Annotated in this window: 10 protein-coding genes and 1 pseudogene; 4 read left to right on the top strand and 7 right to left on the bottom strand. The window is 66.8% G+C overall.

The features are described 5' to 3' along the window. Positions 1-108: 108 nt before the first annotated feature. Both egtB and ACFDR9_RS16410 read left to right on the top strand, forming a co-directional pair. Positions 109-984: pseudogene (egtB, locus tag ACFDR9_RS16415) on the top strand (ergothioneine biosynthesis protein EgtB); the annotation flags it as partial. A 338-nt stretch (positions 985-1,322) separates the two neighbouring features. Then, positions 1,323-2,687 carry a diguanylate cyclase gene (locus ACFDR9_RS16410; protein WP_409031694.1) on the top strand — a complete coding sequence of 455 codons (1,365 nt, stop codon included), beginning with the start codon at positions 1,323-1,325 and terminating at the stop codon, positions 2,685-2,687. A gap of 51 nt (positions 2,688-2,738) precedes the next feature. On the opposite strand, the gene leuA is transcribed toward ACFDR9_RS16410, so the two are convergent. From leuA to senB, 3 genes are all read right to left on the bottom strand, one after another. Continuing rightward, complete coding sequence (gene leuA, locus ACFDR9_RS16405) at positions 2,739-4,436, bottom strand: 2-isopropylmalate synthase (RefSeq protein WP_409031693.1); 1,698 nt, start codon at positions 4,434-4,436, stop codon at positions 2,739-2,741. Between the two features lie 417 nt (positions 4,437-4,853). After that, on the bottom strand, positions 4,854-5,912 hold the full coding sequence (gene selD / locus ACFDR9_RS16400; protein WP_017874890.1) for a selenide, water dikinase SelD: 1,059 nt from the start codon (positions 5,910-5,912) through the stop codon (positions 4,854-4,856). Next, positions 5,909-6,940, bottom strand: coding sequence for a selenoneine biosynthesis selenosugar synthase SenB (gene senB, locus ACFDR9_RS16395; RefSeq protein WP_409031692.1), 1,032 nt, complete (start codon positions 6,938-6,940; stop codon positions 5,909-5,911). Before senB ends, selD begins: the two co-directional genes overlap by 4 nt. Positions 6,941-6,976: 36 nt before the next feature. On the opposite strand from senB, the gene senA reads away from it, so the two are divergent. Further along, positions 6,977-8,173, top strand: coding sequence for a selenoneine synthase SenA (gene senA / locus ACFDR9_RS16390; RefSeq protein ID WP_409031691.1), 1,197 nt, complete (start codon positions 6,977-6,979; stop codon positions 8,171-8,173). Positions 8,174-8,219: 46 nt separating this feature from the next. Beyond that, on the top strand, positions 8,220-10,235 hold the full coding sequence (locus ACFDR9_RS16385) for a UvrD-helicase domain-containing protein (RefSeq protein ID WP_409031690.1): 2,016 nt from the start codon (positions 8,220-8,222) through the stop codon (positions 10,233-10,235). Between the two features lie 96 nt (positions 10,236-10,331). On the opposite strand, the gene ACFDR9_RS16380 is transcribed toward ACFDR9_RS16385, so the two are convergent. The 4 genes from ACFDR9_RS16380 to ACFDR9_RS16365 all read right to left on the bottom strand — a co-directional run bounded on the left by ACFDR9_RS16380 (position 10,332) and on the right by ACFDR9_RS16365 (position 15,492). After that, complete coding sequence (locus ACFDR9_RS16380; protein ID WP_409031689.1) at positions 10,332-11,027, bottom strand: YkgJ family cysteine cluster protein; 696 nt, start codon at positions 11,025-11,027, stop codon at positions 10,332-10,334. 209 nt (positions 11,028-11,236) lie between these two features. Beyond that, complete coding sequence (locus ACFDR9_RS16375) at positions 11,237-12,643, bottom strand: DEAD/DEAH box helicase (RefSeq protein ID WP_017874896.1); 1,407 nt, start codon at positions 12,641-12,643, stop codon at positions 11,237-11,239. 414 nt (positions 12,644-13,057) lie between these two features. After that, entirely contained in the window at positions 13,058-13,846 is a 789-nt protein-coding gene (gene fabI / locus ACFDR9_RS16370) for an enoyl-ACP reductase FabI (RefSeq protein ID WP_017874897.1), read from the bottom strand. A gap of 215 nt (positions 13,847-14,061) precedes the next feature. Next, positions 14,062-15,492, bottom strand: a complete 1,431-nt coding sequence (locus ACFDR9_RS16365; RefSeq protein WP_409031688.1) for a transglycosylase SLT domain-containing protein — start codon at positions 15,490-15,492, stop codon at positions 14,062-14,064. Between the last annotated feature and the right edge of the window lie 267 nt (positions 15,493-15,759).

Here is a 15,759-nt window from a genome sequence, read left to right as displayed (position 1 = left end):
CTCGCCTAGTGTTTCCTGCTTTCCTGTTCCGTTGTGGTGCCGGCCCCTCCCCCCCCCCCCCTCTCCCCTCCTCCCCCCCCCCCCCTCCCTCCCCCCCCCCCCCACCCCGACGCGCAACTGGCGGCGCTGCTGGAACTGGGCCTGCAGCACGAGCAGCAGCACCAGGAACTGATACTCACCGACGTCAAGCACCTGCTGGCGCAGAACGCCTTGCTGCCGGCCTATTTCGACGCGCCGTTCGCGGCCCCGGTGGCGGCGCCGGCCGCGGCGCCGGCCTGGCTGCGCTTCGACGGCGGCCTGACCGAGATCGGCCACGCCGGCGCCGGCTTCTGCTTCGACAACGAGCTGCCGCGCCACCGCCAGTACGTGGCGCCGTTCGAACTGTCCGCGAGCCTGGTCAGCAACGGCGAATACCTGGCCTTCATCGAGGCCGGCGGCTACGCCAATCCGGCGCTGTGGCTGGCCGAGGGGTGGGATTGGGTGCGGTCGCAGGGGCTGAGCGCACCGCTGTACTGGCAGCGCGACGAGCGGGGAGCGTGGTACGAATTCACGCTGTACGGGCTGCGGCCGCTGGCGCCGCGGCAGCCGGCCACGCACCTGTCGTTGTTCGAGGCCGACGCCTACGCCCACTGGGTCGGCGCGCGGCTGCCGACCGAGGCCGAATGGGAGTTCGCCGCGCGCGGGCAGCCGGTGACGGCGGGCGGCCTGCATCCGGCGGCGGCGTGCGGCGAGGGCGCGCTGGCGCAAATGTTCGGCCACTGCTGGCAGTGGACCAGCAGCAGCTACGCGGCGTTTCCGGGCTACCGCACGGCGCCGGGCGCGCTGGGCGAATACAACGGCAAATTCATGCTCAACCAATATGTGCTGCGCGGCTCTTCCTGCGCCACGCCGGCCGGGCACGCGCGCGCCAGCTACCGCAACTTCTTCCCGGCCGGCGCGCGCTGGCAGTTCAGCGGCATCCGCCTGGCGAGGCAGGGCGCTTAGCGGGCCGGCTACGCTGGAAATCAAGCAAAGGCAAAGCGCCGGGGCCGGACCTTCAGGTCCGACCCCGGGGTTGCGCCCGTGGTTTGGATCGCTTCCCTCACGCCGTCAGGGACTGCCCCCAAGTGTCTGGCTGTGGTTCCTTGCACAGCCGTCGGCCCTGGCCGGACGCCGGGCCGCCGCCGACGCCAGTCGGGTTACGCCGTTCCGGCCGACCTACGAAAATCCTTAACTGGGCGGTATTCGCCCCTTGCCGCGGCTTCCTGCCGCTCGCGCCGTTCCATCCCTGCTATGATTGCTTGCAGCGGCGTTCTCCGAGCGTCGCATAGCCAGAGGCGTCCGTGACCAGTTTCCCCACTCCGCGCGAGCTGATGCCGCCTGATAGCTGCGGCGAAGGCCTCGCCATGGCGCCGGCCCGCGCCGCCGAATGGGAGCTGGCGCTGGCCATCGATGGCAGCGGCACCGGCGTCTGGGACCGCAACGTGCAAACCGGCCAGATGAGCTACTCCAGCGCCTGGATGCGCATGCTCGGCTACGCCGACGTCGACGCCACCAACCACATCGACGACAGCTACACCCGCGTGGACCCGGACGACCTGGCCATGGTGCAGGCGCGCATCGCCGAGCATTTCGACGGCCGCAGCGCGATGTACGAGGCGCAGCACCGCATCCGCTGCCAGGACGGCGGCTACAAATGGGTGGTCAGCCGCGGCAAGGTGGTCAGCCGCGACGCCGACGGGCTGGCGCTGCGCATGACCGGCATCACCTACGACATCTCGACCCAGATGGCGCTGGCCGAGCAGTTGCGCCACAGCGCCGAGCTGCTCACCAACCTGACCGACGACATGCCCGGCATGGTCTACCAGTATCTCGAACGCAGCGACGGCAGCGCCTGTTTCCCGCACGCCAGCGCCGGCATCCACGCCATCTACGAGCTGCGCCCCGAGCAGGTGCGCGACAGCGCCGCCGGCGTCGACGCGCTGATCCACCCGGACGATCTGGAACGCTACCGCGCCGCGCTGGCCGCCTCGGCGGCGGCGCTGGGCCGTTGGCAGTGCGAATACCGCGTGGTGCTGGCGGGGCAGGGCTTGCGCTGGCGCCAGGGCGACGCCCAGCCGCGCCGCTGCCCCGACGGCGGCACGCTGTGGCACGGCTTCATCAGCGACATCACCGACCGCAAGGCCATCGAGCGGCAGTTGCAGGAGCTGGCGACGATGGACTACCTGACCGGGCTGCCGAACCGGCGCCACTTCATGTTGCGGATGGAGGAGCAACTGGCGCGGCTCGGGCGCGGCAGCGAGACCTGCGCCGCCGTGCTGATGATCGACCTCGACCACTTCAAGGACGTCAACGACCAGTACGGCCACGCCACCGGCGACCTGGTGCTCAAGCACTTCGCCGACGTGCTGCGGCTGGCGCTGCGCAAGGTCGACGCGGTCGGGCGCATCGGCGGCGAAGAGTTCACCGTCATCCTGCCGGGCGCCAGCACGCTGGACGCGCAGGCGTTCGGGCTGCGCCTGCAGGCGCGCCTGTTGCGCAGCCCGCTGGTCGACGGCGCGCGCCGCATCGCCGTCCAGGTCAGCATCGGCCTGGCGGCGATGCGCGCCGGCGAGGGCGGCGTCGACGCCGCGCTGGTGCGCGCCGACGCGGCGCTGTACCGCGCCAAGGAGCGCGGCCGCAACCGCGTCGAGATCGCACCGGACTAGGCGGCGCCGGCGATTACGGGAGGGAGCGGCGCCGGCGACCCGGCGCGGCTGTTACGCCTCGACCGGCGCGGCCGGAGCGGCCGCCGTGTCGTTGATTTTCAACTGGCGGTTGACCGCGCTCAGCACCGCCTTGAACGAGGCCGTGACGATGTTGCTGTCGATGGCCGCGCCGAACAGCGTCGGGCCGTTGTCCAGGCGCAGTTCGACGTAGCAGGCCGCCTGCGCGTTGGCGCCGGAACCGATCGCGTGCTCGTGGTAGTCCATCAGCTTGATGTCGAGGCCGAGCGCGTTGACGAAGGCGTCGATCGGGCCGTTGCCGCCGCCCTGCAGTGCCAGCGTCGACTGGCGGTGCGCCAGCGTGATATCGATTTGCACCGACTCGTCGGCGCTGCTGTCCTCGACCATCCGGTGCGCGCCGTAGGCGTACGGGGAGGTTTGCTCGAAGTACTCGCGGCTGAAAATCTCGTGGATGTCGGCGGCGGCGATCTCGCGGCCGGTGGCGTCGGCCACCGCCTGTACCGCGCGGCTGAACTCGATCTGCAGGCGGCGCGGCAACACCAGGCCGAATTCCTGCTCAAGCAAGTACGCCATGCCGCCCTTGCCGGACTGGCTGTTGACGCGGATCACGGCGTCGTAGCTGCGGCCCATGTCGGCCGGGTCGATCGGCAAATACGGCACTTCCCACAGCGCGCCCGGCTTCTGCTGGGCGAAGCCCTTCTTGATCGCGTCCTGGTGCGAACCGGAGAAGGCGGTGAAAACCAAATCGCCGGCGTACGGGTGGCGCGGATGCACCGGCAGCTGGTTGCACTCCTCGACGCACTTGCGCACCGTGTCGATGTCGGAGAAGTCCAGGCCGGGATGGACGCCCTGGGTGTACAGGTTCATCGCCAGCGTGACCAGGTCGACGTTGCCGGTGCGCTCGCCGTTGCCGAACAGGCAGCCCTCGACGCGCTCGGCGCCGGCCATCACGGCCAATTCGGCCGAGGCGACGGCGGTGCCGCGGTCGTTGTGCGGATGCACGCTGATGATGATCGCATCGCGGCGCGCCAACTTGCGCGACATCCACTCGATCTGGTCGGCGTAGACGTTGGGCGTGCTGCACTCGACCGTCGACGGCAGGTTGATGATCATCTTGTTGTGCGGGGTCGGCTTCCAGATCGCGCTGACGGCGTCGCAGATGTGCTTGGAAAAGTCCAGTTCCGTCGTCGAGAACGACTCCGGCGTGTACTCGAAGCCCCATTCGGTTTCCGGATGCTGGCTGACGAGCTGCTTGACCAGCGTCGTGCCGGTGGTGGCGATCTGCGTGATCTCTTCGCGCGACATGCCGAACACCACCTTGCGAAACACCGGCGCCACCGAGTTGTACAGGTGGACGATGGCGCGCTTGGCGCCGGCGGCCGAGGCCACCGTGCGGCGGATCAACTCGTCGCGCGACTGGGTCAGCACGATGATGGTGACGTCGTCGGGGATGCGGTTTTCGTCGACCAGTTTGCGCACGAAATCGAAATCGGTTTGCGAGGCGGACGGGAAGCCGACCTCGATTTCCTTCAGGCCGACGGCCGCCAGCATCTCGAAGAAGCGCAGCTTTTTCTCGGCGCTCATCGGCTCGATCAAGGCCTGGTTGCCGTCGCGCAAATCGGTGCTCATCCAGATAGGCGGCTTGGTGATGGCGTTGTCTGGCCATTGGCGGTCGGTCAATTTGACTTGTGGGAAAGCGCGATACTTCGACGCTGGATTTTGCAACATCATGGGGAACTCCTGGATAACAAGTGGAAAGCGGGACGAAACTCGACGGTGGCGCGGGTTACCGGGCGGCCACGCAACACTAGGCCAGGCAACCGATCGGTAGGGCTAGCGATAGGGCGGCGGGCGCGCGGACGGCGGCGGCGAACGAGTCGCGGAGGCAAAACAATGCGTGTGGGGCGGAGAACAACATCTGAGCAACCTTCCTGGGGTTTGAAACGCGCCGGCGTGGCCGGGCGAAGCAGTGCGGCAAGCGAATTAGGCGCTTGCTAGTAGTCGCTTAGCTAACGACAGCAGGGAAGGGGAGAGATGTGTAAGGGAAGACATGGCCCAATGTAAAGGATGGCGGCGCCGGCTGTCAAGCAAATGCCGCGAAAAACCGCGGCGCGGCGTTGTTTGCCGGCGTCCGCCCGACGCCGCCGCTTAGGCGGCGACTTGGACGCGCGCCGCGCCCGGCACCATTTCGCCGATGACGGCCGCCGCTTCGAAGCCTTCGCGCGCGAACAGCGCCAGCACCTCGTCGACGCTGGCGCGGTCGCACGAGACCAGCAGGCCGCCCGAGGTTTGCGGGTCGGTCAGCAGCGTGTGCTGGGCCGGGCTGATGCTCGGCGACAGTTTGACGTCCTTGCCGTAGGCGTCCCAGTTGCGCCCCGAGGCGCCGGTGAAGTAGCCGTCCTGCGCCAGTTGTTCGACGCCCGGCAGCAGCGGGATTTGCGCCATGCTCAGCTGCGCCGTCAGTTGCGAGCCGCGCGCCAGTTCCAGCAGGTGGCCCAGCAGGCCGAAGCCGGTGACGTCGGTGAGCGCGTGCACGCCGGCCATCTCGGCGAGGGCCTTGCCCGGCTTGTTCAGCTTGGTGGTGTTGGCGATCATCGCCGCGTAGCCGTCCGGCCCCAGCGCGTCCTTCTTCAGCGCCGCCGACAGCACGCCCACGCCCAGCGGCTTGCCGAGGATGAGCACGTCGCCGGCCCTGGCGTCGGCGTTGCGCTTGACCTTGGACGGATGCACCAGGCCCAGCACCACCAGGCCGTAGATCGGCTCGACCGAGTCGATGGTGTGGCCGCCGGCGATCGGGATGCCGGCTTCGGCGCAGATCGCCTCGCCGCCCTTGATGATCAGGCCGATGGTTTCCAGCGGCAGTTTGTTGATCGGCATGCCCACCAGGGCCAGCGCCATGATCGGCGTGCCGCCCATCGCGTAGACGTCGGAGATGGCGTTGGTGGCGGCGATGCGGCCGAAGTCGAACGGGTCGTCGACGATCGGCATGAAGAAGTCGGTGGTGGCGATCAGCGCCTGTTCGTCGTTGAGCTTGTAGACGGCGGCGTCGTCGGCGGTCTCGATGCCGACCATCAGCTCCTTGGGCACCGGGAAGCCGCTGGAGTTTTTCAGGATCTCGGCCAGCACGCCCGGCGCGATTTTGCAGCCGCAGCCGCCGCCGTGCGAAAACGAGGTGAGTTTGATGGGGTGTTGTTCGCTTGTGCTCATAGGTCTTCCATGTTCTGTGCGTGGGGACGCGGGATGCCGGGTGGCGCCTGCCCGGCGCCCCGAAGTAGGAGATTATCCACTAACTGCAGCAAGGCCGCGCGCTCGGCCGCCGGCGCGAACAGCGGCGCGCGCGCGGCGCACTGCGCCTGCAGGCGCGCGTGGAAGGCCGGCTCGGCGGCGCAGCGCTCGATCAGCCCGGCCAGCGCGGCGGCGTCGCCGGCCGGGAAGTAGCCGGCGTAGTCGTCGCCGAGCATGCCGCGGTTGCCGCTGACGTCGCTGGCCAGCACCGCCACGCCGCTGCGGACGGCTTCGATGATGACGTTGGCGCCGCCTTCCATGTGCGAACTCAAGGCCATCAACTGGCAGCGCTTGAGGCGCTGCCGCGTGGCCGCGTGCGGCATCGGCCCGAGCCAGCGGTAGCGCGGCGTCGCCGCCGCGGTGGCGGCGGCCAGCCGGCCCAGCGCCGGATCGAGCGCGGCGCCGATGTGCAGCAGGCGCACGCCGGCGCGGCGCACCAGCGCGGCGGCGCGCATGAAGGTGGCCGGGTCTTTTTCGGCGCGCAGGTGGCCGACCATGCAGACGTCGAAATGGCGCCGGCGGCCGGCGGCCGGCCGCAACTGTGGCGCCGATTGGTAGATCACGCTGGCCTTGGCGCGCAGCGCCGGCGCCAGTTCGGCCAGACCGGCCGGCTGCAGCAGCGCCAGCGCGCCGGCCAGCCGCAGCGATTGCCGCGCCGCCGGATCGCCGCGTATGTCACGATACAAGTCGGTGCCTGTTAGCAGCAGCAGCGTGGGGCGGGCCGGACAGGCGGCGCGAAACGCCGCCAGCGACGCCGCCGAGCGGCGCGCGTGCAGCGCGATCAGCAGGTCCGGCGGCCGGTCCGACCCGTCCGGCGCCGGCCACTGCTGCGCCAGCGTGACGCGGTAGCGCGTGCGCAAAAAGCGCGCCCAGCGGCTGGCGGTGTGCCAATTGCCGTTGTTGGCGGCGGCCAGGGCGGGGCTGACAATCCAGATGTGCGGTGCGGTCAAGGTTGCTTACCTATCAAAAATCGTTACAATCGTCCTATGACTTCACATATTGCACCGTTTACCAACGCATCACCACTACAATTGGCGGCCGCCCTGGCCCAGGCGCGCCATTATACGCTGAGCCTTTTCGACTGTTTCGCCGCCGCCGGGCTGGACGTGGCGGCGCGCGTGCCGCCGCTGCGCACCATCAATCCGCCGCTGTGGGAGCTGGGCCACATCGCCTGGTTCGCCGAGTGGTTCATCCTGCGCGAGGCCGAATCGAGCCATCCGGCCGACGCCGTCTACAACTCGCTGCTAACGCGCGGCGACGACCTGTTCGATTCGAACACGGTGCCGCACCGCAGCCGCTGGTCGCTCGACATGCCCGCCGCCGGCGCGCTGAAAACCTACTGCCGCGAGGTGCTCGACCGGGTCCTCGACAAGCTCTCGCGCGAGGCCGAGGACGACGCCGCGCTGTACCCTTACCGCCTGGCCCTGGCGCACGAGGACATGCACGGCGAAGCCCTGCTGTACACCTTGCAGACACTGGGATTGCAGGCGCCGCCGCCGCTGGCGCCGGCGCAGCCCGTGCTGGCGGCGCCGAGCGACATCGCCTTCCCGGGCGCCACGTTGGAGCTGGGCAGCGCGGGCGCCACCGGCTTCATGTTCGACAACGAAAAATTCAGCCACCCGTGCTACGTGCCGGCGTTCAAGGTGGCGGCGTCGCTGGTGTCGAACGCCCAGTACGCCGATTTCGTCGCCGACGGCGGCTACCAGAAGCGGCAATACTGGAGCGCGGCCGGCAGCGCCTGGCTGATGCGGCAGGAGCGTTCGGCGCCGCGCTACTGGCAGCGCGAGGATTTGCAGTGGCGCACCGTCAACCACGGCCGCCTGAGCACGCTGGCGGCGGCCGAACCGGTGCGCCACGTCAACCTGTACGAGGCGCAGGCCTACTGCGCCTGGGCCGAGCGGCGCCTGCCGACCGAGGCCGAATGGGAATACGCGGCGCTGTCCGGCCACGCCGGCTTCCGCTGGGGCCATTTGTGGGAATGGACCGCGACGCCGTTCGCGCCTTACCCCGGCTTTTCCGCCGACGCCTACCGCGAATATTCGGAGCCGTGGTTTATGACGCACCAGGTGCTGCGCGGGGCCTCGTTCGCCACGCCGCCGCGGCTGCGCTCGCCCAAGTTCCGCAACTTTTACCTGCCCGAGCGCGACGACATCTTCGCCGGATTGCGCACTTGCGCCTGGTAAATAAACCGTCGGCGGCCAGCCCCACCCCCCGATATCGAGGAAAATTTTGAGTATAGAAAACGCGGCGCAATTCATCCCCAAGCGGATCAAGCCGACCGCCGAGCAGCTGGCCATCCAGACCGCGCAACAACGCGTGGTGCTGATCGACGCCAACGCCGGCGCCGCCAAGACCACCACGCTGGCGCTGCGCCTGGCCGAGTCGCTGTACCGCGGCCGCCTGCCCGAGCGCACGCTGGCGCTGGTGTTCACCCAGGCGGCCAAGCTGGCGCTCAAGCAGCGCCTGGCCGAGATCGGCATCGCCGCGCCCATCGTCAAGCGCCTGACCGTCGAAACCTTCGACGACTTGGCGCGCGCCATCCTGCTCAAGCTGGAACCGCGGGCGCCGAAAAGCGTCGCCTCGTGGGAGGAGCTGCGGCCGTACGCGCTGGTGGCGCTGGACAACGTGTCGCACAATTACGCCCACCGCTATCCGCTGGAAATCAGCACGACCAACACCGCCGTCGCCCAGTTCCTCAAGCTGCAACTGCGCACCAAGGCCAGGCTCGACTTCCACGGTCCCGACTTCGAGTACAACTCGATCGAGGACAACATCGAGATGCTCGGCATGTCGCGCACCAACTACCTGTGGATACGCGAATACGAGCGCATGCGCGGCGCCGACAGCGGCGAGATCGAATTCCGCGCCCAGTTCGACGCCACCTACGACCTGGTGCGCCTGATGGCCGAGGACGCGCCGCTGCGCGAGCAACTGCCGCAGTTCCAGGTCATCGTCGCCGACGAATTGCACGACTTGAACGAAGCCTCGTTCCGCCTGCTGGCCATGCTGATCCGCCGCGGCAACGCCTATTTCTGCGGCGCCGGCGACAAGGACCAGGTCATCTACACCTGGTCGGGCGCCGACCAGCGCTTCCTGCGCGAGCGCTTCGGCGAAGCATTCCCGGCGCTGCGGCGCTACCCGCTGACGCGCACCTACCGCTACGGCCCCGAGCTGGCGCAAGCCGTCGGCGCCTTCAAGAACAAGCCGAGCGAGTCGGCGCTGGCGCGCGGCACCCGGATCGACCTGCTGACCTACGACGCCGCCGACCCCGCCGCCTGCGCGGCGCAACTGGTGGCGGCGCTGAAGCAGTGGCACGCCGCCGGCCACGGCTACGGCACGGTGGCGGTCCTGCTGCGCGACCGCGACCAGTCGATCCGCGTCGAGACGGCGCTGTTCCAGCAGCATATCCCGTACAGCTTCGTCGAGATGCAAAGCTACCTGTGCAGCCAGGAAGTGCTGATGATGCGCGGCATGGTGGCAATCGCCCGCAAGGATTTGCACGGCGTTAAAAGCGCGCAACGCCGCGCCGAGATCCTCGAAGCGCTGATCGTCTTCGCCGAGATCCCGTTTACCCGCGCCGAGCTGCAGCAGGCCAAGGACGACGTGTCAACCTACCCGGAGTTGCTGGAAGGCTTCCTGACCAACCAGCTGGGCAAGTCCGCCAACAAGGACAAGGCGGCGCTGACGCTGGCGGCGGTCGACTACCTGCGCGAGTTGGACCCGGCCACGCCGGCCGGCGGCGCGCTGCAACACGTGTTCGACGTCATGAAACTGGACCAGACCGCGCGCCGCATCTACGTCGACCCGGACGGGGCGCGGGTGGTGGCGAAATCGATCAGCGGTTTCATCGCCGTCTGCACCGAGGCCGGCACCGACCTGGCCTCGTTCTCGCAGTGGCTGGGCGCAATGGAGGACGGCCAAGCCGACGCCAAAAGCCAGGACCAGGTCGCCATCGCCTGCATCGACCGCATCAAGGGGCTGGAATACGCGCACGTCATCGTGCCCTACCTGGCGATCGACGAGTTCCCGCGCAGCAAAGCCGAACCGCGGGAGGAGGAGAACCGTTTCTACGTGGCGGTGACGCGGGCAAAGGAGCGGCTGACGCTGCTGACGCCGGAGGACCCGTCCTACCGCAGCCGCTACGTCGAGGCGATGCGGATCGACCAGGCGATGGCCAGCGGCGGGCGCCTGCTGCGCAAAAGCCAGGTGCGCGCCGCCATCGCCGGGCAAAAACCACAAGTCTAGGTTGGCGCGAGCTTCGTCGGTCGGGTTAGCCGGAACGGCGTAACCCGACAACGTTGGCCCGGAGCGGCGCGCCCCGCTTCGGTCAACTTGGCCGAGCTACGACGCGCCAACGTCGAATTGCTCCAGCGCCGCCATCACCGCCTTGGCGATGTCGGCGTCGGCCGGCTTGGCGCCGGCCTGCTCGCCCAAGTCGAAAAACACCCGATGCACCTTGATCGCCAATATGGCCAGTTGCGCCGGGTTGCCGGGCAGCGAGCGCGGCGGGAAGGCGGCCTTGCGCTCGCGCAGGAAGGCGGCCGTGGACAGCACCGCCGCGTGCTCCTTGCGGTCCACCTCGCCGGGGTAGGCGAAGCGCCAGTTGGCCACCCGCTCGGCGATCGACGCCTGCGCGGCGTCGCTCAACTCGATCCCCGTCGCGGCGTAAATCCGGCAGTCGTAATCGCGGCAGGTTTGCGGCCGGTGCGCGTAGATCGAGCACGTATTCTCGACCAGCATCGGACATTGACCCTTGTCGTTGTAACCCATCAGCACGTTGCCCTTGGGCAGGCCGGGCGCCGGGAACAACAGCGCCTTGGGGATGCGTTTGACGGCCTGGGTGTCGGCCGGCGTGAGGTGGATGAAATACGAGGAACGGCAGCAGGCGTTGCATTCGCCGCAAGGCACGTCGGAGCCGGCGGTTTTCTGGCGCTGCGCGTGGCGGGTCAGGCCCAGCCAAGAGGCGAATTCGCCGGCCGCCACCGGCGCGGGTTCAGCGTTGATGGCAATGGGGGTGCGGGTTGTACGTTTACTCATAATCGTTATTTTACTCCGCCGGCGAGGCGGCAAGGGCAACGCCGTCCAGCAGCGTGGCGCGGAATGCCGCCACCGGCGGGCGCCACGGGTCGGACCCCGGCGTTACGCCGGTGTTTATCAATCTTTCAGTATTGCGGCAGGCATAAAAAAACGGCCTCCAGATCGCTCTGGTGGCCGTTTCTCATCAGCTCATGCTTGAAGCGAACCGATTAACGGTCGCCGTAGCTGCGGCGGGCGCCGTCGGTGCGGGCGCCGTCGGTAGCGCTGCGCGGGTTGGAACCCTTGTAGCCGCCGCCGCTAGGCGCGCCTGGCTTGCTGAACGTGCGCTGGCCGGTTGGCTTGGCGCCGCCGCGGTTGTCGCCCGGCTTCCAGCTGCCTGGACGCGCGGTCGAACGTGGTGCCGAGGCGGTCTTCTTAGGCTCGAAGCCTTCGATGACGTTGACCGGAATCAGTTGCTTGGTGAAGCGCTCGATACGCTTGACGTTCATGCCTTCAGCGTGGTTGACCAGGGAAATGGCCAGACCGTTGCGACCGGCGCGGCCGGTACGGCCGATGCGGTGGACGTAGTCTTCCGGGAACTTCGGCAGATCGTAGTTGAACACGTGGGTGATGGTTGGAACGTCGATACCGCGGGCGGCAACGTCGGTGGCAACCAGGACCTTGACCTGGCCGCGGCGCATGCCGTCCAGGGTGCGGTTACGCGCGCCCTGGTGCATGTCGCCGTGCAAGGCGGCGGCCGAGAAGCCGGCGATGTTCAGACGGTCGGCGATGGTGTCGGCGTCACGCTTGGTGGCGGTGAAGACCACGGCCTGGTCCAGCGTTTCGTCGCGCAGCAGGTGGTCCAGCAGGCGATTCTTGTGCGACAGGTCGTCGACGAAGTGGACGCGCTGAACGATGTTTTCGTGCTTGCTCGACGAACCGGCGATCTGGATGATCATCGGGTTCTTGGTGATGCGGCGGGCCATGTTGCCGACCACGCCATCCAGCGTTGCCGAGAACAGCATGGTCTGGCGGCCTTCAGGCGTCGCTTCGACGATCTTTTCGATGTCGTCGATGAAGCCCATGTCCAGCATGCGGTCGGCTTCGTCGAGCACCAGGATTTCCAGTTGCGAGAAGTCGATCTTGCCCGAATCCATGTGGTCGATCAAACGGCCCGGGGTGGCAACCAGAATCTCAGGGTTCTTGGCCAGCAATTGCATCTGTTTCGGGTAAGGCATGCCGCCCAGGATCGACACAGCCTTGATGCGGCGGATGCCGGTGCTGTACTTGTCGGTATTGGTGGTCACTTGCAGGGCCAGTTCGCGGGTCGGGGTCAACACCAGCATTTTCGGCTGGGCTGCCTTGAAACGTGGACGGTCGCCGCGAGCGCGGGCAGCCTGCATTTCCTGGTTCGGGGTCTTGCCGGCGTTGGTTTGTTCGGCGCTGGCCAGTTTGTGCAGCGACGGCAGCATGAATGCTGCGGTCTTGCCCGAACCGGTTTGCGACGAGACCAACAGATCGCGGCCTTCGATCGCGGCAGGAATTGCCTGCATTTGCACTGCGGTCGGGGCGGTGTAGCCGGACTCGGTCAGCGCTGCGATGATGGACGGATGGAGGCCAAGGGATTCAAAAGTCATTCTTTTCTTTCGTAAAAATCAGCGTTCTTGCAAAAAGCAGAACGCAAAATAGCAACGCCAACCAAAACGAAATGACTCAAATAGAAAGAAATTTCGGCACAAAAGCTTTGCGCCGGGACGGTGTCAGGTGCGACACACAAGGCGGGAGGGCTTTATTCAGCGGCATCCGTTGGATGCGCTAAGGCTTGCGAAGCTGCTAAGGTTTTATTTCGGGATACTGCGGTGTCGCGATCGCTTTGTCTCTTGCGGAAACATATTGCAGCGCACAAACAGGACTATACAGGATTTCAGATAGCTTTGCACCGTCTAATTGCAGTTTCCGATATGAACGGCGCTGTTTTGCCGCGTACGTCGACAAAAGCGCCACACATGGCGGTTCGGTGCGGGCAGGACGGCCTACCCGCACGGCGCCGCTTAGTAGTCTTCCGCGTTCAAGCCCATGACGTGCGAGAAGCCGCCGTCGACGTAGGTGATCTCGCCGGTAATGCCGGACGCCAGGTCGGACAGCATGAAGGCGGCGGTGTTGCCCACTTCGTCGATGGTGACGTTGCGGCGCAGCGGCGCGTGCGAGGCGGCAAAGCCCAGCAGCTTGCCGAAGTCCTTGATGCCGGACGCGGCCAGGGTCTTGATCGGGCCGGCCGAGATGCCGTTGGCGCGGATGCCCTTCTGGCCCAGCGATTCGGCCAGGTAGCGCACCGACGCTTCCAGCGACGCCTTGGCCAGGCCCATCGTGTTGTAGTAAGGAATCGCGCGCACGGCGCCGAGGTAGGTCAGCGTCAGTACCGACGAGCCCGAGCGCAGCATCGGCAGCGCCGCCTTGGCCATCGCCGGGAAGCTGTAGGCCGAGATGTCGTGGGCGATCTTGAAGCCTTCGCGCGATAAGCCGTCGAGGAAGTCGCCGGCGATGGCTTCGCGCGGCGCGAAGCCGATCGCGTGCACCAGGCCGTCGAGCTGGTCCCAGTGGGTCGCCAGGTCGGTGAAGACGGCGGTAATCTGTTCGTCGCTGCTGACGTCGCAATCGAAGATCAGTTCGCTGTTGAATTCCTTGGCGAAATCGGTGATGCGGTCTTTGAAGCGCTCGCCGACGTAGGTGAAGGCCAGTTCGGCGCCTTCGCGGTGGCAGGCCTTCGCGATGCCGTAGGCGATGGACCGGTTCGACAGCAAGCCGGTGATGAGGATTTTTTTGCCTTGCAAGAACGCCATAGTGACTCCGATTGCTACTGCCGCGCTGGCACGCTCACCCCTGGGTGGCGTTGACGGCAGTGGGGGTTGTTGTTTGATGTTTCGACGCCCGGTGCGGGCAGCTGACGCAAGACCGAGATTGTAGGGCGTGTGCGGCCCGACTGCAACTGTTCGTCGTCGCGGGGGGGGGGGGAGGGCGAGCGCCAACGCTTGGCGCTCGCGGCACCCCGGCGGTCTTAGCGCTTGGCCTTCACCGGGTTGCGGCTCGCGCCGCCCCGCGCCACGCGCGGCTTGACCAGCGAAATCGGCGCGTCGGCCGCGTTCCGGCCGTTCTTCGACGCTTTGCGGTTGCTCGAGCGTTGCGCGCGCTCCGGGCGGTCGGCAACGAAGCCCATGGTCGCGTTGTCGGCGATGTCGGACGTGATGTCGATATCCAGCGAGGCCGAGGTCTTCGGCACCAGAATGGTCGAGCCGGCCACGAGGCTGGTTTTCTGCGGGATGTTGTTGGCTTGGCGCAGCACGTCGGGCGTGGTGCCGAAGCGTGAGGCGAGCGTGTCGATGCGTTCGCGCGCGGAGGTGATCTTGTGCGTGGTCCAGGTCGACAGCGCGCGGCCCCATTGCGCCAGGTTCGAGGTGAATTTGGCGGCGTTTTCCTGCGGCAGCAAGATCTTGGTTTTTTCGCCGCCGGTGATGACCGGGCGGTTGAATTGCGGGTTGAGCGCCTTGAACTCGTCCATCGACAACTCGGCCAGTTGGGCCGCGATGGTCATGTCGATGTCGCTGGTCTTGTCGATCGCGGTGAAGTAGGGCTGGTTGTCGACCAGGGCCAGCGACACGCCGTAGTGGCCGGGATTGGCGATGATGTTCTTGACCGCCTGCAGCTTCGGCACGTAGTTGCGCGTTTCGGCCGGCATCAGCTCGGCCAGGCTCTCGAAGTCGGTCGGCTTGCCCATCGCCTGGTTTTTCTTGATGGCGCGCTGCACCGAGCCTTCGCCCCAATTGTAGGCGGCCAGCGCCAGTTGCCAGTCGCCAAACATGTCGTACAGGCGCTGCAGATAGGTCAGCGCGGCGTCGGTCGAGGCCAGCACGCCGCGGCGGTCGTCCTTGAACATGTTTTGCTTCAAGTTGAAGTCGCGCCCGGTGGCCGGCACGAACTGCCACATGCCGGCCGCGCTGGCGCTGGAAAACGCCTGCGGGTTGAAGCCCGATTCGATGATCGGCAGCAGCGCCAGTTCGGTCGGCATGCCGCGCTTTTCCAGTTCCTGCACGACGTGGAAGATGTAGCGCGAGGCGCGCGCCGTGGTGCGGGCGATGTCGTCGGGGCGGGTGGTGTACCAGCTGACGTGTTTCGCTACCAGCGGGTTGGACAGGTCGGGAATCGCGTAGCCGGAGCGGATGCGGCCCCAGACGTCGGCGTCGCGGTAGCCGTCGCCGGCGTCGGCGTTGACTTTGAGTAGTTTGTCGGTTTTGAATTGGGAATTGTTGTTCAGCGTCGGCAGTTTTGCCGTGACCACGGCGGCCATGGGGATCAGGGCTGGGGCGGCGCTGTCGAAGGGCGCCGCCATGGTCGGCTCGGGGGCCGTCGATTCGAACGCGTGGCTGAGCGCAGGAGCAAGGGCTAGGACAAGCGCCGCCAGGGTCGATGGTTTAATCGTGTTTTCGTGCATAGCGTTCCATTGTTGCGGTCTAGGAAACATCGGACTTGACCATGAGTGAGTTTGGAGTGTACGTAGGACCGAACGCCTGAGTCAAGGAATATGTCGGCTTGATGACAGGAATTAACGATATTTCTTTTGATTAACAATTGCCGCTTAGTTAGGAAAAGTTGCCTGACGTAAGCAGAAGATGTGTCAATTTTGTGGCTATGTCTAGTGTGACAATGGCGCCATGTTTGCGGTCTCTCGGGTTTGCGGAGCGGCCGTTTGCTGTGTTCT

The organism is Janthinobacterium sp. CG_23.3, assembly GCF_046115965.1.
Taxonomy (GTDB): Bacteria; Pseudomonadota; Gammaproteobacteria; order Burkholderiales; family Burkholderiaceae_D; genus Janthinobacterium.
The sequence above is the reverse complement of the archived record's forward strand: the minus strand, read 5'-3'. Positions and strand labels throughout refer to the sequence as shown.